Origin of the sequence: Halomonas sp. DP3Y7-2 (assembly GCF_019800795.1) — a bacterium.
Taxonomy (GTDB): domain Bacteria; phylum Pseudomonadota; class Gammaproteobacteria; order Pseudomonadales; family Halomonadaceae; genus Halomonas; species Halomonas litopenaei_A.
This window is the reverse complement of record NZ_JAHVKJ010000001.1, coordinates 207,851-234,824: the sequence shown is the minus strand read 5'-3', so window position 1 is coordinate 234,824 and position 26,974 is coordinate 207,851. Positions and strand designations below refer to the sequence as shown.

Sequence of the window (26,974 nt, the reverse complement as noted above, 5' to 3'; positions counted from 1 at the left end):
TGGCCGATAACGCTTCTATCGGCGAAAGGAATTCCACCATGAGCATGTTCTCCATCGGCTTGAGCGGTCTGAATGCTGCCCAGAATGCCCTGTCCACCACCAGCAACAATATCAGTAACGTCTACACCCCCGGCTACAACCGCGAGATCACGGTGTTGGGCGAGGGAAGTGGCGGTACCCAGGGGGTGCAGGTCAACGACATCGAGCGCCAGTTCAACCAGTACGTGGCGGACCAGCTCAATGGCTCGATCAGCGCCTACTCGGCGTTGAATGCCTACCAGACCCAGGTCAACCAGATCGATAGTCTGCTGGCCGACCAGGACGCCGGTCTGGCGCCGTTGATGCAGAACTTCTTCTCCTCGATGGAAGACCTGGCCTCGGCACCGTCTGATCCTGCTGCCCGTCAGGGCGTGCTGGGAGCGGCGGATACGCTGAGTGCCCAGTTCCGGGCCTTTGACAGCTACCTGCAGGACATGCAGGACGGCATCAATGGCCAGATTCGCGACGAGATCACCCAGATCAACAATCAGAGCGAGGCGCTGGCCTCCCTCAACCGCGAGATTGCCCTGGCGCGGGCCAAGACCGGCGAAGCGCCCAATGCCTTGCTCAACCAGCGCGACCAGCTGGTCACGGAAATGAGTGAGCGTATCGGGGTCGAACTGACGGTCCAGGACGGTACCTCCTACCGCGTCAATCTCCCTGGCGGTCAGCCGCTGGTGGCCGGCACTCAGTCCTATCAGTTGAAGGCGGTATCGTCTCCCAGCGACCCCCAGCGCATCGTCGTTGGCTACCAGGATCCCGGGGGTGGCCTGCAGGTGCTGGATGAAGACGGTCTGCAGGGCGGCTCCCTGGGAGGCTTGATCCAGTTCCGCTCCGAGACGCTGGATCGCACTCAGAACCAGATCGGCCAGCTGGCGGTGTCCATGGCGGTGGCCTTCAACGAACAGCACGCCCTCGGCAAGGACCTGGAGGGAATGGACGGTGGCGCGATGTTTGATATCGGCGCTCCCAGGGTCTTCACCCACGATGCCAATACGGGCAATGCGACCCTGACGGCGAGCTTCGACACCGCCAATATCAGCGAGCTCGAGGCGGCGGACTACCAGGTGCGAGTCATCGATGCCGCGGCCACACCACCGACCTTCGAGGTCTCCCGCAGCGATACCGGCGAGACGATCACCACGACCTTCGATACGGTCGAGAACACCCTCAGTTTTGGCGGCGTGACGCTCACCATCGACGATCCCACGGCACTGGCCGATGGTGACCGTTTCGAGATTCAGCCGGTGCGTCGCGCTGCCGGTGAATTCGAGACCGCCATCAGCGATCCCGACAAGATTGCGGCTGGCCTGTCCGGAGCCAGCGGCGACAACGAAAATGCGCTGGCCATGCAGGGGCTGCAGGATGCGCTCACTGTCGGTGGCAGTGCGACGCTCAGCCAGGCTTACGCGTCACTGGTCAGCGACGTTGGCAACCGGACCAATGTGGTGCAGGTCAATCTGGCGGCGCAGCAGGGGCTGACCGAGCAGCTCAGCGCGGTCAAGCTGTCCGAGTCCGGGGTCAACCTGGATGAAGAGGCGGCCAATCTGATCCGCTATCAGCAGTATTACCAGGCGAATGCCAAGGTCATCGACACCGCTACCTCGGTGGTCGACACCATTCTTGGACTGAGAGGCTAAGGAGCATCAGGTCATGCGTATCAGCACCGTTACCATGTTTGACCAGAGCGTCAGCTCACTGAACCGTCAGCAGTCCGACTTCATGCACCTGAGCCAGCAATTGGCGACCGGGCGCCGAGTGGTCAACCCGTCGGATGATCCCCAGGCGGCCTCCCGCGCGGTGTCGGTCAGCCAGGCCCAGGCGGTGACCCAGCAGTACACCGATGCCAGGGTCAGCGCACGCAATGCGCTGTCCCAGGAAGAAAGCGTACTCAATAGCGTCAGCGACGCCCTGGCCAGTGCCAAGACCCTGGTGATTCAGGCGGCCAACGGCACCCTCAGCGATGCCGACCGTCAGTCCATCGCCAGCGACTTGCGCGGTATCTACGAGACGATGATCGGTCAGGCCAATGCGACCGATGGCAATGGACGCTACCTGTTCGGTGGCTATGCCGATGGCAGCGAACCGTTCAAGGACTCTGGCAGTGGCATCGAGTACGCTGGCTCCGATCAGGTGCGCAAGCAACAGGTCGACGCCTCGCGCAAGATGCCGGTGGGGGATACCGGTGCCGACATCTTCACCAGCGTGCCCAGCGGTGCGGGCTACGTGGCTGAGCAGGGCAGCACCAATGCCGGTAGCGTGACCTTTGCCGGGCCTGATGTCGTCGATACCGCTGATGCGGGGTATGGCGAGCGCTACCGGGTCGCGTTCGGCGGCACGGCGGATTCGCCCACCTACAGCGTGGAGGTCGATGATGGCAGCGGCAACTGGGTCAGCGCCGGCGCTGCGTTCGAGGATCAGCCCTTTGCAGCCGATGGCACCACGATAGAGGTGGGAGGCCTGCGCCTCGAGCTCGAAGGCGAGCCTGTGGCAGGCGATACCGTCGTGTTCGGCCCCGCCGACGAGATGAACACCAACGTCTTTACCACCTTCGAGAAGGTGTTGGCGGTGCTCGAAGCGCCGGCGGACACACCCGCCCAGCAAGCGACGCTGGAGAACACCCTCAACGGCGCCATGCGCGAGCTGGATGCCAGCCTCGACAACGTGCTGACCAAGCGCGCCTCGGTCGGCGCACGGCTCAATGAGCTGGACGTGATCGACTCGGTCAGCGGCAACCGTGAACTCAACTACGCCCAGACCATGTCGGACCTGGTCGACCTGGACTACAACCAGGCGATCTCTGAGTACAGTCTGCGTCAGGTGGGCATGCAGGCCGCCCAGCAGGCCTTCATTGGCATTCGTGACCTGTCGTTGTTCAACTATCTGTAAAAGGGGGTGGTGTGGGGCTTGCCCCATGTCTCTCCCCATCCCCATGCAAAAACGGCGCGTCCTCTCCAGGGCGCGCCGTTTTTCTTGCCTTGGGTCTTGCGACTTCTTCTCTATTGCCTATGGGGTTTCTACGGCGACTGCCTGGCTGTGGTGACAAGAGTGGTGATCAAGAGCGGTGATCAGAAGTGCAGATCGACCCGGGTCCAGAACATGCGCCCAGGCTCGTTGATGCGTTCGTTCGCGTCGAAGCCAAAGCCCGCATCTCCGGCCACATTCAAGTGCTCGGCGTAGGTCTTGTCGAAGACGTTATCAACACCGGCGCTCAGGGTCACTGACTCGCTGACGTCGTAGGCGCCATTGAAGGAAAGGGTGCCGAAGCCGGCGGAGTCACCAAAGTCCTTGCCTGACACGTTGCCCTTGCCCTCGTCGGTACGGTGCTGGGCGGCGACCAAGCGCCACAGTGCGCCCACCGACATGTCACCGCGGTGCCAGTTCAGGCTGAAACGGCCCTCCAGCGGTGGCATCTGTGGCAGTGCCTCGTGATCATCGGCATTGCGTCCCCAGGCATAGGCCAGGCTGGCGTCGCCGCTCAGTGCGTCGGTAAAGGCGTAGCTTGCTCCCATTTCCGCACCGGCGATCTGGGCATCGACGTTGGTCACCTGGGTATCATCTCCGCCAGGGCCGCCGTTGTAGTCGAACAGGATGAAGTCCTGCACGTAGCCGGCGTAGCCAGAGATCCAGGCGCCCAGGTGCTCACCCTGGTATTGCAGGCCGATGTCGAGCTGGGTGGTCTTTTCCGGTTCGACGCCCTCGAAGGCCGTTTCTTGACCGTTTGGCCCCAGGTTGTCGGGCTTTAGCTCCCAGAAATCGGGGAAGCGCTGGACGTGGCCGAGGCCTGCGTAGAAGGTCGCCGGTGTATCGGCCAGGTCGCGCTCATAGCGAAAGAAGCCGCTTGGCAGGCGGTCATGGCGCACCTCGCCGGCGCTGTCGCTGTGGCCTTCGTCGTTCTCGTCCTGGACCCGGTAGTAGTCATAGCGGGCGCCGCCGATCCAGCGCTCCATATCGCTTGCATACCAGGTCAGTTCACTGAAGAGTCCGGCCTGGCCTCGGGTGTAGTCCTTGTCCCAGGCGAAGTGCCCGGCGCCGAGGAAGTCGCCGTCATCGTCGATGGCGCTTCTGCGCTTGCGATGGTCCTCGGTGCTGCCGTCGATGCCGGCGATCCAGGTAAGGTCCTCGAATTCCCAGGTGGAGGCGATGCGGCCACCGCGGGTACGGCGGTCGAGCTCGCTCTCCATGCGCGGGTCATCCATGGACATGTCGCCCATGCCACCCATCTGCATGCGATCAGCCATGGCACCGGCCATCATCGGCATGCCGCCCATGCCGCCCATGCCGCCCATGCCGCCCATGCCGCCCATGCCGCCCATGCCGCCCATGCCGCCCATGCCGCCCATACCGCCGCTGCCGTGGCCACCACCATGACCTCCGCCCATGTTCATCGGCTTGGGTTCGCGCAGACGGAAGTTGTCCATCACGTGGTCGGCGTAGGCGTAATTTAGGCTCGCTTCCAGCTTGGTCCAGTGCTCGCTCATATTGCGCTTTTCAAAGCGCAGGTCGATGGTCTCGCGCAGGAACTTGCTGCCGTCCATCATGCGCCCAGGGTAGGCGGCTTCGGCGTCACCCCGTCCGACGGCCAGCTCGAGCCAGGTGTCATCGTTGGGGGTCCAGCCCAGCGCCACGTCAGCGTTCCAACGGTCGTCCCATTCGGAATGGATAGTGTCGCCGTCGCCGTCCTGGTAGTCGTTGGCCTCGGACTCGTTGGCGACGACGCGCAGGTAGCCGGTGTCGCCGCCGATGGCGGTGTCGATGCGGCGATCGAAGCGACCGTAGGTGCCCAGGGTGGCGCTGGCATCGAAGCGCATGCCGTCCTCATCGAGTTGCTCTGGACCACGCACGAAGTTGACGGTGGCCGCCGAGGCGCCCGGCCCGTGCAGCACCGACTGTGGCCCCTTGACCACCGTCAGCTCGTCATAGCTTTCCGGGTTGATGTAGGAGGTCGGGGTATCCATGCGATTGGGACAGGCCCCCAGCATCTCGCTGCCATTGGTCAAGATGCGCAGGCGCGAGCCGAACATGCCACGGAATACCGGGTCGCCGTTGGTGCCGCCGGTGCGGCGCGTGGCAAACCCCGGAATCGTCTTGAGGTAGTCGGCTCCGTCGCTGGCCGGCACCGGCTGGCGGGGCACACGGGGGTCGGTCACGATGGTGACCGGCGAGCTTAGGGGCACCGCGGTAATCACCATGGTCGGCGTCGACAGCAAGGGTTCGGCGCCGGAAGCGACGGTGTTGTCGATAGCGGCGTCATCGGCATACAGCGCCGGGGATCCGGCCAGCGCCAGCGACGCCACGGTGATGGCCGTGGCCAGAGGGGCGCGCCGAGCGCGCAGGGGTTCACAGAAAGCGGTCATGGGCTTCCCTGACAGGTGCGAAAAAGCACGATGTGATCCAGGGGCCGTCAGCACTTCCGCAAGAGTGGAAGCGAGGGGCCCGTATAAAAGCCTTGGTGGTCAGGCTGGCTAGGGAAACACTGCATAAATGCCTGCGCCGCCGATTCGCTGCGTTACGCGCTGCTCGAACTCCTCACCTATACCGCATAGGCTCCGGGTTCTGCGCTGCGGGCGCCTGGCGCCTCATGCCGCTCGGCTGATTTATTCAGCGCTTCCCTAGGTCTGGATGGTCAGGGAGAGCAGGGGGGCGCCCGCGTCAACGCCTGGGGAAAGATGGCGGGGCGGGAATGGCCGCGTGCGGGCCTGTGACGGGCACCTTGGCGCCGGACCGGTCCGGCCAAGGCGGCAAGCACCGGCAGCAGGGTCAGCACCGGTACGTGCTGGTACAGCGAGCAGTAGCCGCAGGCATCGGCGAGGCCGATACCCTGGTCGGTGGCGTGGCCCTTGTGGCTATTCGCCTGGCGGCTTATGTGACGGCTAGTGTGGCTGCTGGTGTGGTGGGCCGTGAGAACCCCCGCATCAGCGCTGGTAGGGTGAGCCGCATGATGACCGTGCATCTGTCCACCGGTGTGGCCGCTGACTTGCCCGATCAGCGGTCCCAGCACCACCAGGCACATCGCCACCAGAGCCCACCAGAGGGCATGGCGCGAACGAAAGGCGTGGGGAGGTGATGAGGGCATCGAGGGCTTACCGGTCACAAGACTGTGCCAGTCTAGCGATGTTCCGATCAGTGAGTGAGGCCTCACGCGCGGTGCGATGTCGCAGCCAGGGTGATGACGGGGCTTGGGATGTCGTGGATCAAGAGACCCTTGACGTGCCATTTAATATGTCCATAATTCCGGACATATGGACACTAAAGACTTTCAACCGACTCTCGATACCTTCGCGGCGCTGTCCCAGCCTACTCGGCTGGCGGCCTTTCGCCTGCTGGTGCGGCATGAGCCCAATGGCCTACCGGCGGGGGAATTGGCGCGCTTGCTGGAGGTGCCCCACAACACCCTATCGGCCCACCTTGGCGTGCTCAGCCGCGCTGGGCTGGTCAGCCAGCGCCGAGAAAGCCGCTCGATCGTCTATCGGGCAGATCTGGCGCACATGGCCAGGACACTCGACTTCCTGGTGCGCGATTGCTGCGCCGGACGTCCTGAGGTGTGCCATCCGCTGGCCGACCTGATGACGCCTGGCTGTAGCGACCCCACCTGACGGAGCGACCCCGACCATGACCCTGATCTATCACAACCCAGCCTGCGGTACGTCACGTAATACCCTGGCGATGCTCAAGGCCTCCGGCGAGACCCCAGAGGTCATCGAGTACCTGGTGACGCCGCCCAGCCGTGAACGTCTGGTCGCGCTGATCGATGCCATGGGCATCACGCCGAGGGCATTGCTGCGCCAGAAAGGGACGCCCTACGCAGAGCTGGGCCTCGAACAGCTGCACCTGTCGGACGAAGTGTTGATCGACGCCATGATGGCGCATCCCATCCTGATCAATCGGCCCATCGTGGTCACCGACCTGGGCACCGCTTTGTGTCGGCCCTCCGAGCGCGTGCTTGACCTGCTGGCGGCTCCACTGTCGCGGGTGGGTGGCACCTTCACCAAGGAAGATGGCGATATCGTGACCCTCAAGGAGGGCAACTCATGACCGCAGCATCCTTGTTGCATGATCTGCCGAACATTGATCCCGAGCACTTCCAGGCCATCGATGTAGATGCCCTGGTTCCCGCCGATGCTCCGCGCCATGCCCCGCGCATTCTGGTGCTGTACGGCTCGCTGCGCGAGCGCTCCTACTCGCGCCTGGTCGCCGAGGAGGCGGCGCGGCTGCTGACGGCTTTCGGCGCAGAGGTGCGCACGTTTTGCCCGGCAGGACTGCCGTTGCCTGACGGCGCCGAGGCCGATCATCCCAAGGTGGCCGAGCTGCGTGAGCTGGCGACCTGGGCCGAAGGCATGGTGTGGGTCAGTCCGGAACGCCATGGCGCCATGACCTCGGTGATGAAGGCACAGATCGACTGGCTGCCGCTGTCACTGGGCGGGGTACGTCCCACCCAGGGCAAGACCCTGGCGTTGATGCAGGTATGTGGCGGTAGTCAGAGCTTCAATAGCGTCAACCAGATGCGCATTCTGGGGCGCTGGATGCGCATGCTGACCATCCCTAATCAGTCCTCGGTGCCTAAGGCATTCAATGAATTCAACGAGGCGGGCCGGATGCGTCTGTCACCGTTGTATCTGCGTATCGTTGATGTCTGCGAAGAGCTGGTGAAGTTCACCTGGCTCAATCGCGACCGTGCGCGCTACCTGACCCAGCGCTACTCCGAGCGAGTGGAAAGCGCCGAGGCGCTGTCGGCGCGGGTCAATCAGGACAGTCTTTGACAGGGAGTCGAGCATGTTGGCCTTTGCTATTTTTGTGGTGACCCTGGTGCTGGTGATCTGGCAGCCGAAGGGGCTCGGCATCGGTACCAGCGCCCTTGGCGGCGCGCTGGTCGCCCTGGTGGCTGGCGTCGTCGACCTGCCCGATGTGCTGGTGGTATGGGATATCGTGTGGGACGCGACCTTCACCTTTGTCGCCCTGATCCTGATCTCGCTGATCCTGGATGAGGCCGGGTTCTTTGCCTGGGCGGCTTTGCACGTGGCCCGTTGGGGCGGTGGCAACGGCCGTCGCCTGTTTCCGCTGATTATCTTGCTGGGGGCGGTCATCGCGGCCTTCTTTGCCAACGATGGTGCGGCGCTTCTGCTGACGCCCATCGTCATGGCCATTCTGGTCCGCCTCAAGTTTTCTCCCCAGGCGTCATTGGCCTTCATCATCGCCACGGGCTTTGTTGCCGACTCCACCAGCCTGCCGTTGATCATCTCCAACCTGGTCAACATTGTCAGCGCCAACTACTTCGACATTTCCTTCAATCGTTACGCCATGGTGATGGTGCCGGTGGACCTGGTGTCGCTGGCGGCCACCCTGGTGGTACTGGGCTGGATGTTTCGTCGCGACATTCCTGGGCAGTACGACGTGGCCTTGCTGGAAGAGCCGCGTCAGGCGATTCGCGACCCGCTGGTGTTTCGCGCCGCTTTTCCGGTGCTGACGGCGCTGCTGGTGGCCTTCTTTGTCACCGCACCGCTGGGCGTGCCGGTGGCGGTGGTGACCGGTTCCGCCGCGCTGATCCTGGTGGCGCTGGCGGGGCGCTGGGTCCAGGGTGGGCGTAGCGTGATCTCCCTGCCCAAGGTGTTCAAGGGAGCGCCCTGGCAGATCGTGCTGTTCTCCGTGGGCATGTACTTGGTGGTCTACGGGCTCGGCAATGCCTGGCTGACGGCAGATGCCAGCGCCCTGCTGACCTGGCTGGGTGAACAGGGCACCCTGGTAGCCACCCTGGGGACCGGCCTGGCGTCGGCGCTGCTGGCGTCGGTCATGAACAACATGCCGTCCACCCTGGTTGGAGCGCTGGCCATCGACCAGGCCCAGGTCAGCGATCTGACCCGGGAGCTGATGGTCTACGCCAATGTGATCGGCAACGATCTCGGACCCAAGTTCACCCCCATCGGTAGCCTGGCGACGCTGCTGTGGCTGCACGTACTGGCCGACAAGGGCACCCATATCAGCTGGGGGCAGTACATGAAGGTCGGCATCGTCATGACCCCGCCCGTGCTGCTGGCGGCACTGCTGGCGCTATGGCTGTGGTTGCCGGTGGTGTGACCTGGTCACACTAACCTCTGAGCCGTGCCCATCCGCTCACCTATCGGCGGCTGAGTGGCTCTGGGCCTGCAACGCGGCATGGGCCAGGGTAAGCTGTGTTGCCTGAACCTTCGGGGAAGATGATCTTCCCCGCTGAATTGCTGGCCTGCCGCCTGGTCGCGGTGGCCCATGAGGAGCCTTCCGTGCCCGTAAGTCTGAGCAGTGAACACAAGGATGCCCTTGTCGCGGGTGTCGAGGACGCCGGTCGCCTGGTGCTCGAGATCTATCAGCGTGACTTCGACGTCGAGCACAAGGATGACAACAGTCCCCTGACCGAGGCCGACCTGGCGGCCCATCACGCGCTGGTGGCGCTGCTGGAACAGCTGACGCCCGGCACGCCGGTGCTGTCCGAGGAGTCCGGCGAGATTGCCACCGAGACGCGGCTGGGCTGGGACTGTTACTGGCTGGTGGACCCGTTGGATGGGACCAAGGAGTTCGTCAATCGCAACGGCGAGTTCACCCTCAATGTGGCGCTGGTCGAGCACGGTGTACCGGTGCTCGGGGTGGTGCACGCGCCGGTACTGGGGGTGACCTGGTTCGGTGATCGCCAGCAAGGCGCCTGGCGTACCGAGCAGGCCACCAGCGGCAAGGCGCCCGTGCGCCAGCCTATTCGAGTGCGTGACTTGCCGGACCCCGCGGTAGCGCCGTGGGTGGTGGTCGGCAGCCGGCGCCATGGGGCTGAAGCCTTCGAGGCCTTCTGTGCGGGCCTGCCCGCCAGCGAGTGCACGTCCATGGGCAGCTCGCTGAAACTGTGTCTGGTGGCTGAGGGCAAGGCGGACCTCTATCCCCGCCTGGCCCCTACCTGCGAGTGGGACACCGCCGCGGCCCAGGCCGTGGTCACGGCCGCAGGAGGCGAGGTGCTGGATGCCGAGACGTTGATGCCACTGCGCTGCAATCGCGGCGAGTCACTGCTCAATCCGTTTTTCGTCGTCTGCGGCCAGCGTGACCGGCGTTGGGAACAGGCACTGGCCGCAGCACTGGCGGACTGAGTCACGCTGTTCGGCCGGCTTCAGAAGGTGTAGGCCAGTGAGGCGCTGATGACGTCATATTCAGTGTCGCTGGCGCCCAGCGTGGTCTGTCCCGACAACGACATGACCACGCCTTTGCCGAGGCGGTGTTCAGCCCCCAGGGTCAGGACGAAACGGTCGTCATCGCTGCCGTCCAGGTGGTCGGCGTCGTCGTCCACGTCACTGGACAGGTCGTAGTGATAGAACAGGTGGCCATAGACCCGTCCCGCGCTGAAGCGGGTGCTCAACTTGGCGCCAGCAAAGACCTCACCGGTCTCCTCACCATAGTCAGTGCGCTGCCCCAGGTAATCGCCGTCCAGGTCGTCCTCAAGATAGGCGCCGCCCAGGGTAAGGCCTGTGTCGACCCGGTGATAGCGCGGTAGATAGTAGGTGCCGGAGGCTCGTCCTCCCCAGCGGTGGCCATCCACGTCGATGGGGGCGGCCAGATAGTCCCGATGTGCCTCTCCATCCAGGTCCTGGTACAGCAGGGTGGCATCCAGCACCAGACGGTCATCGAGCAGGGCCACCGCCGCATAGGGCATGACCAGCTCTCCTCCCAGGTCGGTGCGGCCGCCATGGTCGCCATATAGTTCGATATCGCTGTGGCCAGCGGCGAGGCCGACGAGCCAGTTCCGTTGGCGGTAGTCCACCCCTGCCAGCACCGCCTTGGTATCTCCCGAATATCCTGTGTGGTCTGTTTCCCCGTCCAGATCGCCGACCTCGCTGGTCGTCCAGACGCTGATGCCCGGACCTGTCAGAGCTTGCTGAGCGCGCGGTTGCATATGCGCGTCGATGCGCTGGGTGACGGGCTGGAAGTGGCGTGCCAAGGCTTGTTTGAGGGCACCGTACAGGCTCTGATCGATGTCGAGAATGCCCAGGCGGGACGCTAGTGCCAGGGTCTCGTCGCGATCTAGCTCGCTCATCGTTCCGCTGAACAGCAGCGTGCCATCGTCAGCACGCAGGGATATCGGCGTGGTGGTGTTCACGGCGGCAAGCGGTGTGCCGGGGGGTAGCAGGAGGTCAATGGGACGACCATTGAGCACCGCCGTCACACGGTTGTCCGGGCTGCCAGGAGCCGTTTGCTGGAGGTGCTGCAAGGTGAGGGGCCGGCCCTCGAAGCTCGTGTAGAGCGTGCCTGCTGCCGCGGTTGTCGGAAGCGTCTGGGCCAGCCCTGTAGCAGGCATCAGGGCGAGTGCCAGGCTGGGGACCAACAGGCAGCGAGCCAATAGTGAGGGTGCCGGGGCGACGGAGGGGTGGTGGGGTTGGGTCGGTTTCATGGAAATGCCTTTTCGGGATAGAAACACCTTTTGGGCGGCTGATTAAGGGAAATACATCAGCCTTTTCATCCGATTCTTAGCTGAAAATGCGCATGTTGGATGAGATGTTATCCAGTATCAGGCATTAGAAAGTAACTAAATGTATATACTGTGCCTAAATGGAATTAGGATTGCATTTTTTTGCTATTTCATCTTTTGAATGGCGAAAAAGTGCTCAAAAAAGCAGAGAAGGGTAATTAAGAGCACAGTGTTGGTCGGTGTTTGCTGAAAAAAAACCCATCGCTGTCTGGGCGAGTCAGCAGGGGCTTTGTGAGGGGACCGGAGCAGGGAAGGACGTGGGTGCAGGGAAGGAAGTGGGTGTAGGGAAGGACGTGGGTGCAGGGAAGGAAGTGGGTGTAGGGAAGGACGTGGGCGTAGAAAGGGAAATGGGTGTTGTGAAAAAAACGTGGCGCTGTGAGCGAGGGTAGAGCCGTTGCTCGTCAGGATGAGGCGCCGTGCAGGTCATGACCAGAGGATTACTTGCGCGATATCCCATAGCCAAAAAGCTGCAGCAGGCGCTGGGCCCACGCTGGTGGTAGCAGCGTCAGACCTTGGGTCGCCAGGCACAGCGGCAGTGGAAAGCTGACTCGGGGGCGATTGGCATCCACTGCCTTGGCGATGCGTTTTGCAGCGCGCTCCGCGCTCCACATAAAGGGTTTGGGGCCGGGCATGGCACGCGCCATGTCGGACGCCACGTACCCGGGCATGACCAGGGTGACCCCGACGCCGTCACTGCCCAGGGGGGCCCTTAGCGCCTCGGCGTAGGCCTTGATGGCCGCCTTGCTGGCGCTGTAGCTGGGAACGGCCGGCAGGCCATGCCAGGCGGCCAGGGAGCTGACAAAGACCAGCTGGCCGTGACCGCGGCGGCGCATGGCGGTCGCGAGCTGGCGGCTCATTTCCATGGGCACGCGCAGGTTGATGTCCATCAGCTGACGAGCGGCCTCGGCGCATTCATCGAGCCGAGCGTCGCGGATGCCGGTGTTCATGCCGGCTGCCATTATCACGAGATCTGGCGTCGCGCTGAGGCTGTCCAGCCAGGCGCGACGGGCCTGATCATCTTCCAGGGTTACGCTGGACAGGCTTACCTTGGCCCCCTTGGCGCGGCAGCGTGTGGCCAGTGTGTTCAGGACGTCCTGCCGCCGGCCGTGTAGCAGCAGGTGCTGGCCTGGCGCCGCGTAGTGCTCGGCCAGGGCGCCACCGATGGCCCCGGTGGCGCCGGTGATGAGAATCAGCCGAAGGGGCTCGGTCATCTCGCAAGTCCTCAGTAGGGTCCATGCAGGTAGCGTCGGGTCAGGCGGTAGAGGCGCTGAAACAGGGTGAGTTCCTGCTGGTTCTGGCGCGCCGATGCCAACAGCTGGACGGCGGTTTCGACGTTGATGAGTTGACGACTGCATGGGTCGACGTAGCGGGGGTAGCGAATCAACGCGGCCACCACCAGCTGCTCGAGGCTGATCTTGCGGCCACGACGATCGGGTGCCGGTGCGTGGTCCTGGGTCAGCCCCCAACCCGCATAGAACGGCATGCCATAGGTGACCACCCGGCGCGCACGAATCAGCGCTTCAAAGCCGGTCAGGGAGGTCATGGTATGGACCTCATCGACCCTGTCGATCAGGGACGTGATATCGACGTCGGCGACCAACCTGTCCCAGTCGTCCGAGGGCACCTGCGCTCCTTGCCGCACACCCGCCATCACATCCGGGTGGGGACGATAGACAATGAAGGCGTCAGGCCTCGACCGTCGGACTTCCCTGAGAAGCTGCGCATTGGTTCGGATTCGCCCGGCGCCCAGGCGCACCGAGGCATCGCTTTCCACCTGGCCCACCACCAGTAGCAGCGGTCGATCACCTGGCAGTTCAGGCAGGCGGGAAGGCTCGTGGTGAGGGTTGTACTTGCTCAGCTTGAGCTGTCGCAGCTGCTGGATCAGCCGGGCCGCCCGCGCGAGTTCGCGGCGGCTGAACTGGCCGTGGGCGATCAGCCGTTCCAGCTCGCTGGGGCGGCCAGGATCGTAGTGAATGCCACAGCGATCGATGACCAGCGACAGCGGCCTGACCAGGTCGATGCCCAGCCCCACGGAGCGTAGAAAGCCATCTTCCATGCGTGATACCCCTGTCGCTGCTGGTACCTGGCTTCCCCATAGCAGCTGCCGCTCCGTGAAGGTGGCCATCGGTGATGGCTCGAAGCGTCCTTGTGAGTGATGACTTACACACGCCTTGGGCCCCAGAAAATCCGCGACGAACCGCTGCTTCCAGCGTGACAGGCCGTGGCACCGCCAATGCCCCCTGCCGACGTCGATCTGACGTTGCTGGTCTTCCAGCAGATCCAGGGTGTCCTCCAGGGTGGAAGGGGCGCCGGTATAGGGGTTGGCGTAGCGGCTGTAATGCAGGTAAGCGGCGGCAAACAGACGCGGCAGCGAGGCTCGACGGTGACGCCGAGGACAGCGGAGGTGGTCAGTGGTCAGGCCCCATCCCGCGTAGAACGGGAGGCCGTGGCAGGTGACGGGGAGCCCCGCCAGCAGGGCCTCGAAGCCAAGCTGGCTGGTCACGACGTGAACGGCCTGCACCGCATCGAACAGCGCCCAGGGGTTGATGTCATCTGCCAGCAGTTGGCAGCGAGGGTGGCGGCCCGCGTGTTCCAGATGGCCCTGGCGTCGCCCGGCGATGACCTCGGGATGCACCTTGACCAGGATGTCGGCATCGGGATGACGGGTCAGTGCATGGTCGAGCATCTGTTGAAAACATTGACGGTCGGCCAGGCCACCGACGATCGAGGCGTCGTCCCGGGTCTGGTCGACCACCAGTACACGTGGCCGAGGGCTCGCCGGTAACGGTATGTCCGGGGCGTGGTTGACCTTGGACAGGCGGGAGTGGCGCAGGCGCGCGATCAAACCGCTGGCGCGAAGCTCGTCCTCGGGTGAAATACGGCCATGCTCGATCAGGGATTCCAGGTCGGAGGGGGCCGAGGCGTCGTAGTAGATGCCGCTGTGATCGACCACCAGTGAGTGACTGGCATATCCCTCTGCCGCAGGCCCCCAGGAACGCAGGAAGCCTTCCTCGAGCGCAATGAACGGCAACTGGTGGCGTAGCGCCCACTGCCTGGCCCTGGCGGTGGTGGGGCGCTGCCCCCAACCCACCACGGCGTCCGCGCGACAGCCGCGGCGGCGTGGCCAGGGGACGATATCAGAAAACTCCGGCAGGCAGGGAGCCAGCGCCGGCAGCCGGGCCAGGGCGGTGGTGGCAGTCAGCGCACAGCCTGTTGGCGACGTGGCGTCACGAAGCTGTGGCGAACGCATGAGTGACCTCTACCCCTTGGACGAGTGTTCAGGATGCTGCCGTCGAGCAGCAGTCGCTAATGCTATCAGGGTGATAAGGGCATAAGGGCGGCGCTTTATGCCGCAGCCAGCAGAGAGGGTGAAGGCATCGTGAGGGCTCAGCTCGACAGCGGGGCCAGCGTCTCGAGCAGCGACTGCAGAACGTTCAGACCCTGATGGAAGTGGTGCTGCAGGAAGCGGCCCAGGTCGGTCATCAGCACCATCAACAGCGCCAGTCCAACGGTGAGGGAGGTGGGAAAGCCGATGTTGAACACCGTCAATTGGGGAGCCGCCCGGTTGAGGATGCCCAACGCCAGGTTGATGGTCAGAAGGGGGGCGACCAACGGCAGAGCCAGCAGCAGGCCGGTGGCGAAGATGGTGCCACCGTAGCGCGCCAGCATGATGAAAGCATCTGGATTGAAGCGTTGGATGCCGATCGGCAGCGTTTCGAAGCTGGTGATCAGCAGCTCCAGCACGATCAAGTGGCCGTTGATGGCCAGAAACATCAGCAGGGTGATCATGTAGAGATAGCGCGAGACCACCACCATGTTGGTGCCACTGGACGGATCGAAGAAGGTGGCGAAGGCCAGGCCCATCTGCAGGCCGATGAATTCACCGGTGGCCTGCACCACGACCAGCAGCACCCTGATGCACAGCCCCATGGCGACCCCGATGACCAGCTGCTCCACCACCAGCCCAAGGCCGGCCCAGGAGGCAATCGGAATATCGGGCAATGGGGGTAGCATGGGGCTGATCAGGATGGCGATGGCGCCCGCCAGGCCAATCTTGGCCTGGGTCGGCACTGCGCTGTGGCCCCACAGGGGAGCGCTCAGCATCAACGCAGTGATGCGCATCATGGGCCATAGGAAGAGGCTGAGCCAGGCGTGTAGCTGGTCGAAGGTGACCTCTACCATGGGAGTCGAGTGTTTCCGGTGGTCATGATCTTCACAGCGCTCCCTGCTATTCGGCCACTTGCCATGTTCCGCTGACTGACGCTATGTCAGGACACGAGGGCCGGGATATTGCTGAACAGCTCCCGGGTGAAGGTGATGATCAGTTCCAGCAGCCAGGGGCCCGCCAGTACCAGCACGGCAAACACCGCCAGGATCTTGGGGATAAACGACAGCGTCATCTCGTTGATCTGGGTCGCCGCCTGGAACAGGCTGACCAGCAGACCGGTGAGCAGGGCGGTCAGCAGCAGCGGCGCACCCAGCAGCAGGGTCACGCGCATTCCTTGATAGGCCAGGCTCATGACGGTCTCGGGGTGCATGGGGATCTCCTTAGAGCGATGTGGCTGGCGCGTGCTAGAGGTAGAAGCTTTCGGCCATGGAGCCGATGATCAACTGCCAGCCGTCCACCAGCACAAACAGCATCAGCTTGAACGGCAGTGAGATCGTCACCGGCGGCACCATCATCATCCCCAGTGACATCAGTACGCTGGCCACGACCAGGTCGATGATCAAGAACGGGATGAAGATGGTGAAGCCGATCTGAAAGGCGGTCTTCAGCTCGCTGGTGACGAAGGCCGGCACCAGGACCTGCAGGGGCACGTCCTCGGGGCCTGCCATGGGGCCGACGTCAGACAGTCGTGCAAACATCGCCAGGTCCGGCTCCCGGGTCTGGCCGAGCATGAACTCGCGGAAGGGCTGCTGGGCAATGTCGATGAACTGGCCGAAGTCGATGGCATCAGTGGTCAGTGGCAGCCAGGCATCCTGATAGACGTCACTGAGCACCGGCGACATGATGAAGGCGGTCAGAAACAGCGCCAGCCCCAGCAAGACCTGATTGGGAGGCGTGGACGCGGTGCCCATGGCGGTGCGCAGCAGGCTCAACACGATGATGATGCGGGTGAAGCTGGTCATCATCAGCAGCGCGGTCGGCAGAAACGCCATCGCGCTGAGCAACAGCAGCGTTTGCACCGACAGCGACCATTTCTGGCCGCCGTCGGCCAAGGGCTCGCTGATCACGCCAGGGATCTGCTGCGCCACCGCCGGCGTGGCGGCTAGACCGCTAAAGGCCAGCACCAGCACCACGGCCAGCAGCGGTGTCAGTCGTCGCGCCAGTGACCGTCGAGTCAGAGGCTGCCAGAAATAACCCGCGGCAGGGCGGCCGGAGGGGTGGGGCAGCAGGCTGTCGATCATCGCCATACCCATCAACGCGGTCGCTGTCCGAGGTTGGTCTTGAGGGCCTGTGCGAAGCGCTCGCCGAAGCTGTCCGCTGCAGCGGACGATGCCGGCAGTTCTGGCTCCTCGGGCGCTGGCAGGCTGTCGAGGCGATTGACCCGGCCTGCGCCGACGCCGAGCACCAGCCAGCGATCCTGGACCTGCACGACCACGACACGCTCACGCTGGCCCACGGCGGTGCTGCCGATGATCTTGAGTCTGCCTGGCTGGCCATGCAGGCCTCCGCTGCGCCGTTTGATCAAGGCCGAGAGTCCGAACAGGATGGCGATGATCAGGGCCAGGGCAGCTGCCGTCTTGCCCAGCATCGCCAGGCCCAGCAGGCCGTCACCGCCCTGGGCCAGACCGTCGATCGCTGCGCTGGTGGTCGTCTCGTTCATCGGTTGAGCTTCTGTACCCGCTCGGAGGGGGTGATGATCTCGGTGATGCGAATGCCGTAGCGATCCTCGACCACGACGACCTCACCCTGGGCGATCAGATAGCCGTTGATCAGGATGTCCATCGGCTCACCGGCCAGGCCTTCGAGTTCCACCACCGACCCCTGGGCCAGTTCCAGCAGCTGCTTGATGGTCAGGCGCGTGCGGCCGAGCTCCACGGTCAGCTTGACCGGGATATCCATGATCATGTCGAGATCACGGGTGCCGCTGGCGCTGCTGCTGTCACCCAGTGGCCGGAACACGCTGTCTCCGGCGGCCTTGGGGGTGGGGCTGTCGGCGGCCGTAGCCGTGTCATCGTTGGGGTCGGCGGCCTGCTGTTCCGCCATGGCCTCTGCCCAGGGATCGTCCTCGGGCGTGGTGGCGTCGTTGTCCTGTTGTTCGGACATGGCGGCAGCCCAGTCATCGTCGCCGACCTGGTCTTCGGGCTTATTGGGGTCAGTCATGCTCTGATTCCTTGGAAGGAGGCCGTGTGCCTTTGACGAAAGCATTGCCGGAGGGATGCCCGGCGGCGTGATCGAACATTCGCAGGACGCGCAGTGCGCGCTGCTCGCGCTGGCTACCGTACTCGCACTCCATCACCGGCACGCCGTCAACCTGAGCGGTCACCGTGTCGGGCAGGTCCAGCGGCAGAATGTCGCCGACGGAAAGCGCCATCACGTCGGCGATTCGTGAGTCGACCGTGGCAAAGTTGGCGACCAGCTCGACCTCAGGGTGGCGCAGCTCACCGGCCATGCGGCGATGAAAGGCGCCGTCTTTGTCACGACTGCTTTCGCTGAGGGGGTTGGTCAGCAGGTCCTTCAGCGGTTCGATCATGCTGTAAGGCATGCACACCTGGAAGGTGGACGACAGGCTGCCGACTTCAAGGTGGAAACTGGTGCTGACCACGATCTCGTTGGGCGAGTTGGTGATGTTGGCGAACTTGGACTGCATTTCCGAGCGCAGGTAGCTGATATCCAGCGGATAGACCGACTTCCAGGCTTCGCTGTAGCCCTCGATGGCGAGGTTGAGGACCCGCTGGATAATGCGCTGCTCGGTATTGGTGAACTCACGCCCTTCGGACTTGGTGACGAAACGTCCGTCTCCACCAAACAGGTTGTCCACCACCATGAACACCAGACTGGGGGGGAACACGATCAGCGCCGAGCCTTTGAGTGGCTTCATGGCGATGATGTTGATGTTGGTGGGCACCGGAACGTTGCGTGAGAATTCGCTGTAGCTCAGATAGCGAACGGCATCCACGGTGATATCCGCGCTACGCCTGAGCAGGTTGAACATGCCGGTACGAAAGTGACGAGCGAAGCGCTCATTGATGATGTCCAGCGCCTGCAGCCGCTCACGGATGATGCGCTGCTGGTTGGCTGGATCAAAGGGGCGCAGGCGGCCCCGGGGCGCGCTTTCCTCGCCATCGGTGTCATCGTCACCGCTGACACCCTTGAGCAGGGCGTCGATTTCTTCCTGAGACAGGAGATCGTCTTGAGACATGATCGCGACCTATTGGACGATGAACTCGGTGAACAGCACGTCGTCGATACCAATGCGGGCGCGATCGGGGCCGAGCACGTCCTTCAGGGTCGTGACGATGTCGCTGGCCAGGGCGCGCTTGCCTGACGCCGTCACCAGACTCTCGGCTTCCCGGTCCGACAGCAACAGCAGCAGCTTGTTACGCACCTGGGGGCGGTGCTGCTCCAGGGTTTCCAGGCTCTGCTCATCGGTCAGTTGAAGCGTCATGCCGGCATACAGAAGACGCGGAATATCGTCCTCATCTGCCAGGTTGACGGTGAAGGGCTCCAGCTTGAGATAGATGGGCGCCACCGCAGGGTGTGCCGGGGTGCTGGCATCCACCAGAGTGTCGCCGATGGCATCTTCGAGACTGGCGTGAGCGGACGTCTTGGCCTTCTCCTGGTAGAGCAGGTAGAAGCCGGCTGCAGCCCCGAAGGATGCCAGGATGACCAGGATCACCAGCAACCAGATGAGCCGTCGAGATTTCGCCATGTCCTGAAGTCCTGAGCCTGTTGTCCCTGTACGGGAAATATGGGTACACGCGGATGTGCCGCACCCTCAGTATGCCGTTTGAGGGTGCGTGTCGATGGCAAGAACAGGCACCAAGTTCGTGCTTATCTTGGGATATTGTTTCATCGAGGCGCGATTCCACCAGCGCTCTAGTTCACCAGAGCACTCTTTTGCCGATGCTCTAGGCCTCGACAGCGTTACGCATAGAGATCGACACGCCCCTCGCCGAGGGGCAGTGACGGCGCCTGCTGGGAAGTGGCCTCCTGGAGGCCTGTGTCTGTGGAGGGAGCGCCGGCCAGTGCGGCCTGGCCCCCGCCAGCGGCGTTGTCCTGGGCGTTGCCCTGGGAGCCCGGATGCGTGCCCTGGTCGCTGACCGAGGCGTCACCGAGCTGGATACCCTGCTCCGCCAGCGCTTCGCGCAGCTGTGGGATGGCCTGCTCCAGGGTCTGCCTGACCTGAGCATGGGCCGAGAAGAACTGCGCCTGGGCGCCATGTTCGCCGAGCTTGAGAGTGACGCCCAGGGACCCCAGCTCAGCAGGATGCAAGCGCAGTTCGATCTTCTGTTCAGCATCGCCGGCCTGGCTGGAAAGACGCGCCAGGGTGTGGCCGAGCTGCTGAGGCCAGGCGTTGTGGTTGAGGGACAGTGCTGCGGCGCTGGCGGGAAGCGCTGATGCCGCCAGGGGGGCCGCGCCGCGGCTGTTCAAGGATGCCGGAGCTGCCAGGCCATCGGTGGCTGCACGAGCCTCAAGCGAGCTTTCGCTACGAGGCTGATCGGCAGCCTCGCTGGCACCCTGCAACATGCCGCTGGCCAGGGTCGTTGGCGCTGGCGGCTGAGCGGCGTCGGAGACCGGCGCTGACGGCGCTGACGCGAGCGGCGATGACGGCTGGGCCGCGCTGGTAGTCGCCTGGGTCGGATGCTCGCCGCGAGGCGTCAGATGCAGGGCGAGAGGATCGACGGAGGTGGCCATCGCGCGGTTCGTTGCGCGGTCCGACGCGCCGCTCACCACCCCGCCCATCGCGCCTTCACTTGACGCCTGAGGCACCGTGACAGCGTCCAGTTGTGTTGACGCAGTGCCCCCTGCCAGTGATGGCATCGCCCCCGCGCCCTGGGCCGCGCTGGCCAGAGAAGGGCCCGCCAGAGTGGGGATGAGCGGACCGGCGGCATGAGAACCTAGGCTGGCCTGACCTGCGGTGAGCTGGGCCGCGCTGGTGACATCGGCACGGGCGAGACCAGCGCCCTGGCCAGTACTGGCTGTCACCGTGTGCGCCTGGATCGCCGATGCGCGGGCGATGGCCATGGCAAGCTCACCGCTTGCCGGCATCCCTTCGCCGTGGATAGCGATGGGGGCCATGCTGAGACCAGGCAGCGCGGCATCAGGATGATGGGCCGTGACGAGTTCACCAGCCATGTTCTGATCGCCGTCCTGCGAGGCTGCGCTGCCCCCGCGGTCGCCATTGTGGGACCCCTGCACGCCAGGCTGCGTCGTCGAGGAAGCCAGCCCGGCCACCGCGGCCAGGTGCTCGGCGAAGTCGCCGCCGGAGGAGGCTTGGCCATCCGTTGCTGACGAGGCCTGTGCGACGTTGGTCGTGGACGGGCCGGCGAGGCCCAGCAGAGTCAGGTCCATGGGATATCCTTATCGCTCAGTAACCGCCGGGAATGGCGTTGCCACGCTGCAGGCGGCTGTTGATCAGGTCATCGCTGACGCGCTGTTCCTGGCGGGCCTGATGACGCAAGCCTTGCTGTGCACGGCGTTGTGCCAGGGTGTCGTAGGCGCTCAGGCGCTGTTGTTCTTGCTGCCATTCCTGCTGGCTGCTGGTGACCTTGTCACGCTCCCGCTGGAGCGCGCCGCGTGCCCTGGCCAGGGCGTCATCCAGTGACATCAGGAAGCGCTGGGTGTTATGCAGCGTGGCCGGATCGATGCCACGACGCATGTCCTGGTGCAGGCGCTCGGCATATTCCTGCCGGTAGTGCTCCAGCGAAGTCAGCTGGTCGGCCACCTGGCGCTCGTCGCGGCGGGCGCTGGCCAGATGCTGCAGGGCCTGGTCTCGGGCATCCCGGGCCAGCTCGATCAGGGTATCCAGTGGGGTGCTCATGCTGCTCCTCCCAGAGTGGACGAGAGCGCCTGACGCGAGGCCTCCAAGCTGGCGCATTCGTCGATTCGCTGTTGCAGAAAGGCTTCCAGATCAGGGTAGCGGCGCACGGCATCGTCAAGACGCGGGTCGTGACCCGGCTGGTAGGCGCCGACGCTGATCAGGTCGCGGTTGCGCTGATAGCGTGAAAACATGGCCTTGAAGCCCTGTGCCTGGCGGCGCTGGCCGTCGTCGACGATGGCGTTCATGGCACGGCTGATCGAGGCTTCGATATCGATGGCGGGATAGTGGCCGGCCTCGGCCAGGCCTCGCGACAGCACCACGTGGCCGTCGAGTATGGCCCGCGCCGAGTCGGCGATCGGGTCCTGCTGGTCGTCGCCTTCAGTGAGTACGGTATAGAAAGCGGTGATGGAGCCTCCGCCGGGCGCTGCGTTGCCCGCGCGCTCGACCAGGCTCGGCAGCTTGGCGAAGACCGAGGGCGGATAGCCCTTGGTGGCCGGGGGCTCGCCGATGGCCAGGGCGATTTCGCGCTGGGCCATGGCGTAGCGGGTGAGCGAATCCATGATCAGCAGCACGTTCTTGCCGTCGTCACGAAAACCTTCGGCCAGGCGGGTGGCGTAGGCGGCCCCCTTGAGTCGCTGAAGGGGTGAAGTATCTGCCGGGGCCGCGACTACCACCGCACGACGGCGTCCTTCGGGGCCGAGGATGTTGTCGATGAAGTCCTGTACTTCGCGGCCACGCTCCCCGATCAGACCCACCACGATGACATCGGCCTGGGTATAGCGAGCCATCATCCCGAGCAGTACCGACTTGCCCACGCCCGAGCCAGCGAACAGCCCCATGCGTTGACCGCGGCCTACGCTGAGCAGCGCGTTGATGGCGCGGATGCCGACGTCGATCTGTTCGTCGATCGGGGCCCGCGACAAGGGGTTGAGCGGAGGGGTGGCCAGCGGTGCGCGGGGAGCGTCGTCGAGCTCGCCGAGCCCGTCGAGGGGGGCGCCGGTGCCGTCGACAACGCGACCCAGCAGACTGTCGCCCAATGGAAAGCGGCGCGAGGCATTGGCGCCACCCTCACCCAGAGGCAAGACGCGGGCGCCAGGCATCAGGCCACTGATCTCTCCCAGCGGCATCAGAAACAGACGCTCGCCGGCAAAGCCTACCACCTCCGCCTCGGCGTACTGGCTGGCCTGGCTACCGTCTGGTTGGCGTGGGCCTTCACCGGGGAGTTCAATGCGACAGCTGTCACCCAGCGCTACCTGCAGACCCACCACTTCGATCACCATGCCGGTGGCGCGAATGACACGTCCGGTGGCTCGCGTAGCGGGCAGGCCGTCAACCCGTTGGGTGACGGCCTGAAGCACGCGCTGCCAGTGCTGATGATGGGCCTGAGGTGAGTTCATGGGGCGCTGTCCTCGCCGCTAGTGCTGTCGTCGTCCGTCTCGCGGGGGGCGCGGCGGCGGACCTGGGCGGTGACGGCCTGCCAGCGGCGCTCCCAGGTGGCGTCGATATCGCCCTGGTCGCCGCTGACGCGACAGCCGCCCCGATGCAGACGTTCGTCGACGCGGAGCGTCCAGCCGGCGGTCTCCAGCTGCTCTCCCAGGTGGCGCTCAACCAGTCGCAGGTCCAACGGATGCAGCCATAGGCGTTGGCGGCCTACCAGCGGCGGGTCGGTATGCAGCAGCTGTTGCACCAGCTCGACGACCTGGCGAGGGCGTGCCTTCAATGCCTCGCCTGCCAGCTGTCGACCGGTGGCCAGGGCCAGGTCGGTCAGCTGTTCCGCCACGGCATCATCGAGCTGCATCAGCGCCGCCTGGAAGTCTTCGACCAGCTGTGCCAAGGGAGCCAGCGCTTCCTCGCTACGGCTGTCGATCGCGGCGGCGATTTCCTGCTCGGCCTGGGCACGCCCGGCGGCAAGACCTTGCTCCAGGCCCTGCTGATAGCCCTTGGCATGGCCTGCGTCGAAGCCTTGCTGGTGACCCTGGGCATGGCCTTCACGGTGACCTGCGTCGCGCGCACGCTGGCGCTCGGCAGCCAGCTCATTGCGCGTCGGTGCGTCAGGCGCGGGCGCCTCGTCTGCATCTTCGGGCAGGGCTCCCATGTTCCAGCGACGCCAATGGCTCATGCCCGCGCCCCCTTGTCATGCGTCTTGTGCACGCCCCTAGACATAGGCTTCGTCCCCTCCACTGAGCACAATTTCGCCGTTGTCGGCGAGGCGGCGCACCACCTGCAGGATGACCTTCTGTTCGGCTTCCACCTGGGAGACCCGAATCGGGCCGCGGGCATCCATGTCTTCCTGCAGCAGGTCGGCGGCACGTTGGGACATGTTGACCAGGAACTTGGCCTTGAGGGTTTCCGGAGCGCCCTTGAGGGCGATGACCAGACTGTTGGTCTCGATTTCCTTGAGCAGCAGCTGGATGCTGCGATCGTCGAGGTCGCCGATGTTCTCGAACAGGAACATCTCGTCGATGATCTTCTGGGCCAGGTCCTCGCTGTGGGAGCGCACCGTGTCGATGGCGGCCTCTTCCTGGGTGGTATTCATCAGATTGAGGATCTCTGCCGCGGTCCGTACGCCACCCATCTTGCTGCGTTTGAGGTTCTGCCCGTCGAGCATGCTGGTCAGCACTTCGGTGAGTTCCTGCAGCGCTGCTGGCTGAACGCCGCTGAAGGTGGCGATCCGCAGCACCACATCGTTGCGCTGCTTTTCGTCGAACAGTTCGAGCACATCGGCGGCCTGATGGCGCTCCAGGTGCACCAGCACGGTGGCGATGATCTGCGGATGCTCGTCGCGGATCAGCTCGGCCACGGTGGCTGGTTCCATCAGGTTGAGGGCATCGATGCCGCTGCTGGTGCCGGCGGTTTCCAGCACGTCTTCGATCAGGCTCGAGGCGCGCTCGCTGCCTAGTGCCTTGGTCAGCACCGAGCGGATGTGTTCGCTGGAATTCATGTTGAGACCGATGAACTCCTCGGTCTCGGTGTGGAAGTCATGCAGGACCCGTCGCATCTCTTCGTGGGAGATCTGGCCGAGCTGGGCCATCTCCCGCGATATCTGCTGGATCTCTTTGGCATTCAGGTACTTGAATACCTCTGCAGCGCTATCTTCATCCAGGGCAAGCAACAGCACGGCGCTGCGTCGAATGCCGCTCGAGGTTTCGATGCTAGTCATTGGCGTTCATCCAGCTGCGCACGATCATGGCGACCAGACGTGGGTCTTCCTGAGCCATTTCCCGCAGGTCATTGAGATTCTGTTCGTAGGCATTGGCCTTGCGCTTGCGTCGGTTGTCCCGGCTGTACGTGGCCGCCTCGTCTTCGCCTGACTCGCTGTCGCCATCAGCCTTGTGCTCGCCTTCGGTCTCTTCGTCGCCGACCCGGGCCGAGAAGGCACTGGGCATCGCAGGCGCTGGCGGGGTTTCCGTATAGCGGCGAATCAGCGGGCGCAGGACCAGCAGGTACAGCAGCAGTGCAGCCAGCAAGATCAGCAGGTAACGACCTATCTCCTTGGCCAGCTGGTGGACCATGGGGTCCTTCCACCAGGTCGGCTCGACCAGCGCATCCGGCTGGGTAAACGGACGGTTGACCACGGACAAGGCGTCGCCGCGCTCCTCGGAGTAGCCCATGGCCTGGCGCACCAGGGTCTCGACCTCGGCCAGCTGGGTGTCGGAGAGGGGCGTGCGGGTGGCTTCGCCGGCGTCGTCGACGCCATCCTGATAGTTGATGACCACCGCGGCGGAGAGGCGCTCGATGCCTCCACGCTGGTGCTGTACGTGGGAGACCTGGCGGTCGACCTCGTAGTTGGTGACGTCATCGCGGCGAACTCGCTGGGCGCTGGCCTGTTCGTCGCCGGCGGTGTCCTGGGCGTTCCCCGGCTGCTCGGCGGCCGCCGGGTCGGTCTCTCCGTTGTCAATCGGCGACGCGGCGGTGGTCGGGGCGCTGTTGCTCAGGGCACCCGGGATGCCGCTGGCCAGATCGCCCTGGCCATTGATGTCCAGGCTTGACTGGTGACTGCGCACGGCGGCCTGGTTAGGGGGCTGATTGGGGCCGTAGCGCTCTTGGGTCTCTTCACGCTTGGAGAAGTCGACCTGAGCGGTGATCTGCGCGTGCACATTGGCAGGGCCCACCAGTGGCGCCAGGATGTCCTCGATCCGTCGCTGGTAGGAACGCTCGACCTCGGCGATGTAGTCGAGCTGGGTGCCGTCGAGCCCTAGCCCGCTGTGGCTGGCCGCCGACAACAGACGACCGTTCTGGTCGATCACCGTCACGTCTTCACCGGCCAGGTCGGGCACGCTGGATGACACCAGGTGGACCATGGCGGCCACCTGGCCTTCTCCGACTCGCCTGCCGGGCTCGAGGGTCAGCACCACCGAGGCCTTGGCCGGCTGGCGTTCGCGCACGAACACCGAATCCTTGGGCAGCGCCAGATGTACCCTGGCATCGGCGACCGGGCCCAGCGAGGCAATGGAGCGAGCGAGCTCACCCTCGAGGCCTCGCTGGTAGTTGATCTGCTCAGCGAATTGACTGATACCGAAGGCCTGGTCCTGCATCAGCTCAAGGCCTACGTTGCCGCCGTGGGGCAGGCCTTGTTCGGCCAGCTGCAGGCGCAGGGTGTGCAGTTGATCGTCCGGCACCAGCAGGGCGTGGCCGCCGGCGGAGAAACGATAGGGTACGCCGCGACTGTCGAGCTCGGTGATGATGGCACCACCGTCGGCTTCGCTGAGGTTGCTGAACAGCACGCGATACTGCGGGCGTGAGGCCCACAGCACCAGGGCGACGATGAGCGCGATCGAAGCTGCCCCTGCCAGCAGCAGCGGAATCAAGGGCTTGCCACCCAGTCTTGACGTCAGTCCGGACAGGGGGCCCGCGCTGGTGGCTTTGGCGTCTGCCGTGGCGCTCATGGACGATTCCTGTGCGGAAGAGACGTGTAAAGTCGAGTCATTGGCATGACCGGTGGTCCGTTGGTCGAGTGGCCGCGGGCGATGCCCGGTTCTGTGTTGATGCCTATTATCGCGAGGCCTGGTCGAGCCAATGATTGAAATAGCCCATGTTTTGTCGGCCATTTACGGCGATGAGCAGGACGCAAGACTTGGTAGGCTTGCCTGCGACGATCGGGGAACTCCCTGCAGACTAACGAGCACCAGGACTTCACATGTCGACACCCGCGATGCAATCGGCTCTGGCCCAGATGGCCACCATGGCCCGTGATGCCGGTCAGGTTTCTGCGTCACAGCCTCCAGGCGTGCGCGATGGGGCCGAAGCCGACGGCGGCTTCGCCGATGCACTCAAGTCCTCGATACAGCGCATCAATGAGTTGAAGGAGACGGCCGACACCCAGGCCAAGGCCTTTCAGGCTGGCGTTCCGGGCGTCGAGCTCAACGATGTGATGGTCGACATGCAGAAGGCCAGCGTGGCTTTCCAGATGGGCCAGCAGGTGCGCAACCGCCTGGTATCGGCCTATCGGGACGTCATGAACATGCAAGTCTAG

General features: G+C 64.3%; 26 protein-coding genes. 8 read left to right on the top strand and 18 right to left on the bottom strand.

Annotated features, from left to right (window positions below; genetic code table 11):
- The first annotated feature begins 38 nt into the window (after positions 1-38).
- Positions 39-1,679, top strand: coding sequence for a flagellar hook-associated protein FlgK (gene flgK / locus KUV45_RS00985; protein ID WP_222162356.1), 1,641 nt, complete (start codon positions 39-41; stop codon positions 1,677-1,679).
- Between the two features lie 13 nt (positions 1,680-1,692).
- Positions 1,693-2,928 carry a flagellar hook-associated protein FlgL gene (gene flgL / locus KUV45_RS00980; RefSeq protein ID WP_222162357.1) on the top strand — a complete coding sequence of 412 codons (1,236 nt, stop codon included), beginning with the start codon at positions 1,693-1,695 and terminating at the stop codon, positions 2,926-2,928.
- A 179-nt stretch (positions 2,929-3,107) separates the two neighbouring features.
- Here the strand turns inward: flgL and KUV45_RS00975 are convergent, their stop codons facing one another.
- Both KUV45_RS00975 and KUV45_RS00970 read right to left on the bottom strand, forming a co-directional pair.
- Positions 3,108-5,396 (bottom strand): TonB-dependent receptor domain-containing protein, encoded by a 2,289-nt coding sequence (locus KUV45_RS00975; RefSeq protein WP_222162358.1) that lies wholly within the window; start codon positions 5,394-5,396, stop codon positions 3,108-3,110.
- Positions 5,397-5,665: 269 nt separating this feature from the next.
- Positions 5,666-6,115 (bottom strand): DUF2946 domain-containing protein, encoded by a 450-nt coding sequence (locus KUV45_RS00970; RefSeq protein ID WP_222162359.1) that lies wholly within the window; start codon positions 6,113-6,115, stop codon positions 5,666-5,668.
- A 166-nt stretch (positions 6,116-6,281) separates the two neighbouring features.
- On the opposite strand from KUV45_RS00970, the gene KUV45_RS00965 reads away from it, so the two are divergent.
- The 5 genes from KUV45_RS00965 (at position 6,282) to cysQ (ending at position 10,139) form a co-directional block, all read left to right on the top strand.
- Complete coding sequence (locus KUV45_RS00965; RefSeq protein ID WP_206941852.1) at positions 6,282-6,635, top strand: helix-turn-helix transcriptional regulator; 354 nt, start codon at positions 6,282-6,284, stop codon at positions 6,633-6,635.
- A 16-nt stretch (positions 6,636-6,651) separates the two neighbouring features.
- Positions 6,652-7,074, top strand: a complete 423-nt coding sequence (arsC, locus tag KUV45_RS00960; RefSeq protein WP_222162360.1) for an arsenate reductase (glutaredoxin) — start codon at positions 6,652-6,654, stop codon at positions 7,072-7,074.
- Positions 7,071-7,799, top strand: coding sequence for an arsenical resistance protein ArsH (arsH, locus tag KUV45_RS00955; protein ID WP_222162361.1), 729 nt, complete (start codon positions 7,071-7,073; stop codon positions 7,797-7,799). Before arsC ends, arsH begins: the two co-directional genes overlap by 4 nt.
- Before the next feature lie 13 nt (positions 7,800-7,812).
- On the top strand, positions 7,813-9,111 hold the full coding sequence (locus KUV45_RS00950; RefSeq protein ID WP_222162362.1) for an arsenic transporter: 1,299 nt from the start codon (positions 7,813-7,815) through the stop codon (positions 9,109-9,111).
- Between the two features lie 182 nt (positions 9,112-9,293).
- A complete protein-coding gene (cysQ, locus tag KUV45_RS00945) occupies positions 9,294-10,139 on the top strand; it encodes a 3'(2'),5'-bisphosphate nucleotidase CysQ (protein WP_224851939.1) in 846 nt (281 codons plus the stop codon).
- Between the two features lie 20 nt (positions 10,140-10,159).
- On the opposite strand, the gene KUV45_RS00940 is transcribed toward cysQ, so the two are convergent.
- The 16 genes from KUV45_RS00940 to fliF all read right to left on the bottom strand — a co-directional run bounded on the left by KUV45_RS00940 (position 10,160) and on the right by fliF (position 26,387).
- Positions 10,160-11,434 (bottom strand): autotransporter outer membrane beta-barrel domain-containing protein, encoded by a 1,275-nt coding sequence (locus KUV45_RS00940; RefSeq protein ID WP_222162363.1) that lies wholly within the window; start codon positions 11,432-11,434, stop codon positions 10,160-10,162.
- A gap of 515 nt (positions 11,435-11,949) precedes the next feature.
- On the bottom strand, positions 11,950-12,723 hold the full coding sequence (locus KUV45_RS00935; protein WP_222162364.1) for an SDR family oxidoreductase: 774 nt from the start codon (positions 12,721-12,723) through the stop codon (positions 11,950-11,952).
- Positions 12,724-12,734: 11 nt separating this feature from the next.
- Complete coding sequence (locus KUV45_RS00930; protein WP_222162365.1) at positions 12,735-14,762, bottom strand: capsular polysaccharide biosynthesis protein; 2,028 nt, start codon at positions 14,760-14,762, stop codon at positions 12,735-12,737.
- Between the two features lie 137 nt (positions 14,763-14,899).
- Positions 14,900-15,694, bottom strand: coding sequence for a flagellar biosynthetic protein FliR (gene fliR / locus KUV45_RS00925; RefSeq protein WP_222162366.1), 795 nt, complete (start codon positions 15,692-15,694; stop codon positions 14,900-14,902).
- An 86-nt stretch (positions 15,695-15,780) separates the two neighbouring features.
- Complete coding sequence (fliQ, locus tag KUV45_RS00920; protein ID WP_206943660.1) at positions 15,781-16,050, bottom strand: flagellar biosynthesis protein FliQ; 270 nt, start codon at positions 16,048-16,050, stop codon at positions 15,781-15,783.
- Between the two features lie 34 nt (positions 16,051-16,084).
- On the bottom strand, positions 16,085-16,933 hold the full coding sequence (fliP, locus tag KUV45_RS00915; protein WP_308126688.1) for a flagellar type III secretion system pore protein FliP: 849 nt from the start codon (positions 16,931-16,933) through the stop codon (positions 16,085-16,087).
- A complete protein-coding gene (gene fliO / locus KUV45_RS00910; protein WP_222162367.1) occupies positions 16,933-17,340 on the bottom strand; it encodes a flagellar biosynthetic protein FliO in 408 nt (135 codons plus the stop codon). The genes fliP and fliO overlap by 1 nt, the downstream gene beginning before the upstream one ends.
- On the bottom strand, positions 17,337-17,840 hold the full coding sequence (gene fliN / locus KUV45_RS00905; RefSeq protein WP_222162368.1) for a flagellar motor switch protein FliN: 504 nt from the start codon (positions 17,838-17,840) through the stop codon (positions 17,337-17,339). The genes fliO and fliN overlap by 4 nt, the downstream gene beginning before the upstream one ends.
- Positions 17,833-18,879 (bottom strand): flagellar motor switch protein FliM, encoded by a 1,047-nt coding sequence (gene fliM / locus KUV45_RS00900; RefSeq protein ID WP_222162369.1) that lies wholly within the window; start codon positions 18,877-18,879, stop codon positions 17,833-17,835. Before fliM ends, fliN begins: the two co-directional genes overlap by 8 nt.
- Positions 18,880-18,888: 9 nt before the next feature.
- Entirely contained in the window at positions 18,889-19,389 is a 501-nt protein-coding gene (gene fliL, locus KUV45_RS00895) for a flagellar basal body-associated protein FliL (RefSeq protein ID WP_222162370.1), read from the bottom strand.
- 215 nt (positions 19,390-19,604) lie between these two features.
- Positions 19,605-21,032 carry a flagellar hook-length control protein FliK gene (locus tag KUV45_RS00890; protein ID WP_222162371.1) on the bottom strand — a complete coding sequence of 476 codons (1,428 nt, stop codon included), beginning with the start codon at positions 21,030-21,032 and terminating at the stop codon, positions 19,605-19,607.
- Positions 21,033-21,048: 16 nt separating this feature from the next.
- Positions 21,049-21,501, bottom strand: a complete 453-nt coding sequence (gene fliJ, locus KUV45_RS00885) for a flagellar export protein FliJ (RefSeq protein ID WP_206943671.1) — start codon at positions 21,499-21,501, stop codon at positions 21,049-21,051.
- Positions 21,498-22,898, bottom strand: a complete 1,401-nt coding sequence (gene fliI, locus KUV45_RS00880) for a flagellar protein export ATPase FliI (RefSeq protein ID WP_222162372.1) — start codon at positions 22,896-22,898, stop codon at positions 21,498-21,500. Before fliI ends, fliJ begins: the two co-directional genes overlap by 4 nt.
- Complete coding sequence (gene fliH, locus KUV45_RS00875; RefSeq protein WP_222162373.1) at positions 22,895-23,620, bottom strand: flagellar assembly protein FliH; 726 nt, start codon at positions 23,618-23,620, stop codon at positions 22,895-22,897. The genes fliI and fliH overlap by 4 nt, the downstream gene beginning before the upstream one ends.
- 36 nt (positions 23,621-23,656) lie before the next feature.
- A complete protein-coding gene (gene fliG / locus KUV45_RS00870) occupies positions 23,657-24,661 on the bottom strand; it encodes a flagellar motor switch protein FliG (protein ID WP_222162374.1) in 1,005 nt (334 codons plus the stop codon).
- The gene (gene fliF / locus KUV45_RS00865) at positions 24,654-26,387 is read right to left on the bottom strand and encodes a flagellar basal-body MS-ring/collar protein FliF (RefSeq protein ID WP_222162375.1); all 1,734 of its coding nucleotides are present in this window, start codon (positions 26,385-26,387) and stop codon (positions 24,654-24,656) included. Before fliF ends, fliG begins: the two co-directional genes overlap by 8 nt.
- 251 nt (positions 26,388-26,638) lie before the next feature.
- Between fliF and fliE the strand changes: the two genes are divergently transcribed.
- Positions 26,639-26,974 carry a flagellar hook-basal body complex protein FliE gene (gene fliE / locus KUV45_RS00860; protein ID WP_206943677.1) on the top strand — a complete coding sequence of 112 codons (336 nt, stop codon included), beginning with the start codon at positions 26,639-26,641 and terminating at the stop codon, positions 26,972-26,974.

Bases quoted from the DNA above. Each gene is read 5' to 3' on its own strand.
- flgL (WP_222162357.1), top strand. From the start codon at position 1,693: ATGCGTATCAGCACCGTTACCATGTTTGACCAGAGCGTCAGCTCACTG.
- KUV45_RS00950 (WP_222162362.1), top strand. From the start codon at position 7,813: ATGTTGGCCTTTGCTATTTTTGTGGTGACCCTGGTGCTGGTGATCTGG.
- fliF (WP_222162375.1), bottom strand. From the start codon at position 26,387: ATGAGCGCCACGGCAGACGCCAAAGCCACCAGCGCGGGCCCCCTGTCC.
- fliQ (WP_206943660.1), bottom strand. From the start codon at position 16,050: ATGCACCCCGAGACCGTCATGAGCCTGGCCTATCAAGGAATGCGCGTG.
- KUV45_RS00940 (WP_222162363.1), bottom strand. From the start codon at position 11,434: ATGAAACCGACCCAACCCCACCACCCCTCCGTCGCCCCGGCACCCTCA.
- fliR (WP_222162366.1), bottom strand. From the start codon at position 15,694: ATGGTAGAGGTCACCTTCGACCAGCTACACGCCTGGCTCAGCCTCTTC.
- arsH (WP_222162361.1), top strand. From the start codon at position 7,071: ATGACCGCAGCATCCTTGTTGCATGATCTGCCGAACATTGATCCCGAG.
- fliL (WP_222162370.1), bottom strand. From the start codon at position 19,389: ATGGCGAAATCTCGACGGCTCATCTGGTTGCTGGTGATCCTGGTCATC.
- KUV45_RS00930 (WP_222162365.1), bottom strand. From the start codon at position 14,762: ATGCGTTCGCCACAGCTTCGTGACGCCACGTCGCCAACAGGCTGTGCG.
- fliJ (WP_206943671.1), bottom strand. From the start codon at position 21,501: ATGAGCACCCCACTGGATACCCTGATCGAGCTGGCCCGGGATGCCCGA.
- KUV45_RS00975 (WP_222162358.1), bottom strand. From the start codon at position 5,396: ATGACCGCTTTCTGTGAACCCCTGCGCGCTCGGCGCGCCCCTCTGGCC.
- fliP (WP_308126688.1), bottom strand. From the start codon at position 16,933: ATGGGTATGGCGATGATCGACAGCCTGCTGCCCCACCCCTCCGGCCGC.
- KUV45_RS00935 (WP_222162364.1), bottom strand. From the start codon at position 12,723: ATGACCGAGCCCCTTCGGCTGATTCTCATCACCGGCGCCACCGGGGCC.
- KUV45_RS00965 (WP_206941852.1), top strand. From the start codon at position 6,282: ATGGACACTAAAGACTTTCAACCGACTCTCGATACCTTCGCGGCGCTG.
- fliE (WP_206943677.1), top strand. From the start codon at position 26,639: ATGTCGACACCCGCGATGCAATCGGCTCTGGCCCAGATGGCCACCATG.
- fliM (WP_222162369.1), bottom strand. From the start codon at position 18,879: ATGTCTCAAGACGATCTCCTGTCTCAGGAAGAAATCGACGCCCTGCTC.
- fliH (WP_222162373.1), bottom strand. From the start codon at position 23,620: ATGAGCCATTGGCGTCGCTGGAACATGGGAGCCCTGCCCGAAGATGCA.
- arsC (WP_222162360.1), top strand. From the start codon at position 6,652: ATGACCCTGATCTATCACAACCCAGCCTGCGGTACGTCACGTAATACC.
- fliI (WP_222162372.1), bottom strand. From the start codon at position 22,898: ATGAACTCACCTCAGGCCCATCATCAGCACTGGCAGCGCGTGCTTCAG.
- KUV45_RS00890 (WP_222162371.1), bottom strand. From the start codon at position 21,032: ATGGACCTGACTCTGCTGGGCCTCGCCGGCCCGTCCACGACCAACGTC.
- fliN (WP_222162368.1), bottom strand. From the start codon at position 17,840: ATGACTGACCCCAATAAGCCCGAAGACCAGGTCGGCGACGATGACTGG.
- fliO (WP_222162367.1), bottom strand. From the start codon at position 17,340: ATGAACGAGACGACCACCAGCGCAGCGATCGACGGTCTGGCCCAGGGC.
- fliG (WP_222162374.1), bottom strand. From the start codon at position 24,661: ATGACTAGCATCGAAACCTCGAGCGGCATTCGACGCAGCGCCGTGCTG.
- KUV45_RS00970 (WP_222162359.1), bottom strand. From the start codon at position 6,115: ATGCCCTCATCACCTCCCCACGCCTTTCGTTCGCGCCATGCCCTCTGG.
- flgK (WP_222162356.1), top strand. From the start codon at position 39: ATGAGCATGTTCTCCATCGGCTTGAGCGGTCTGAATGCTGCCCAGAAT.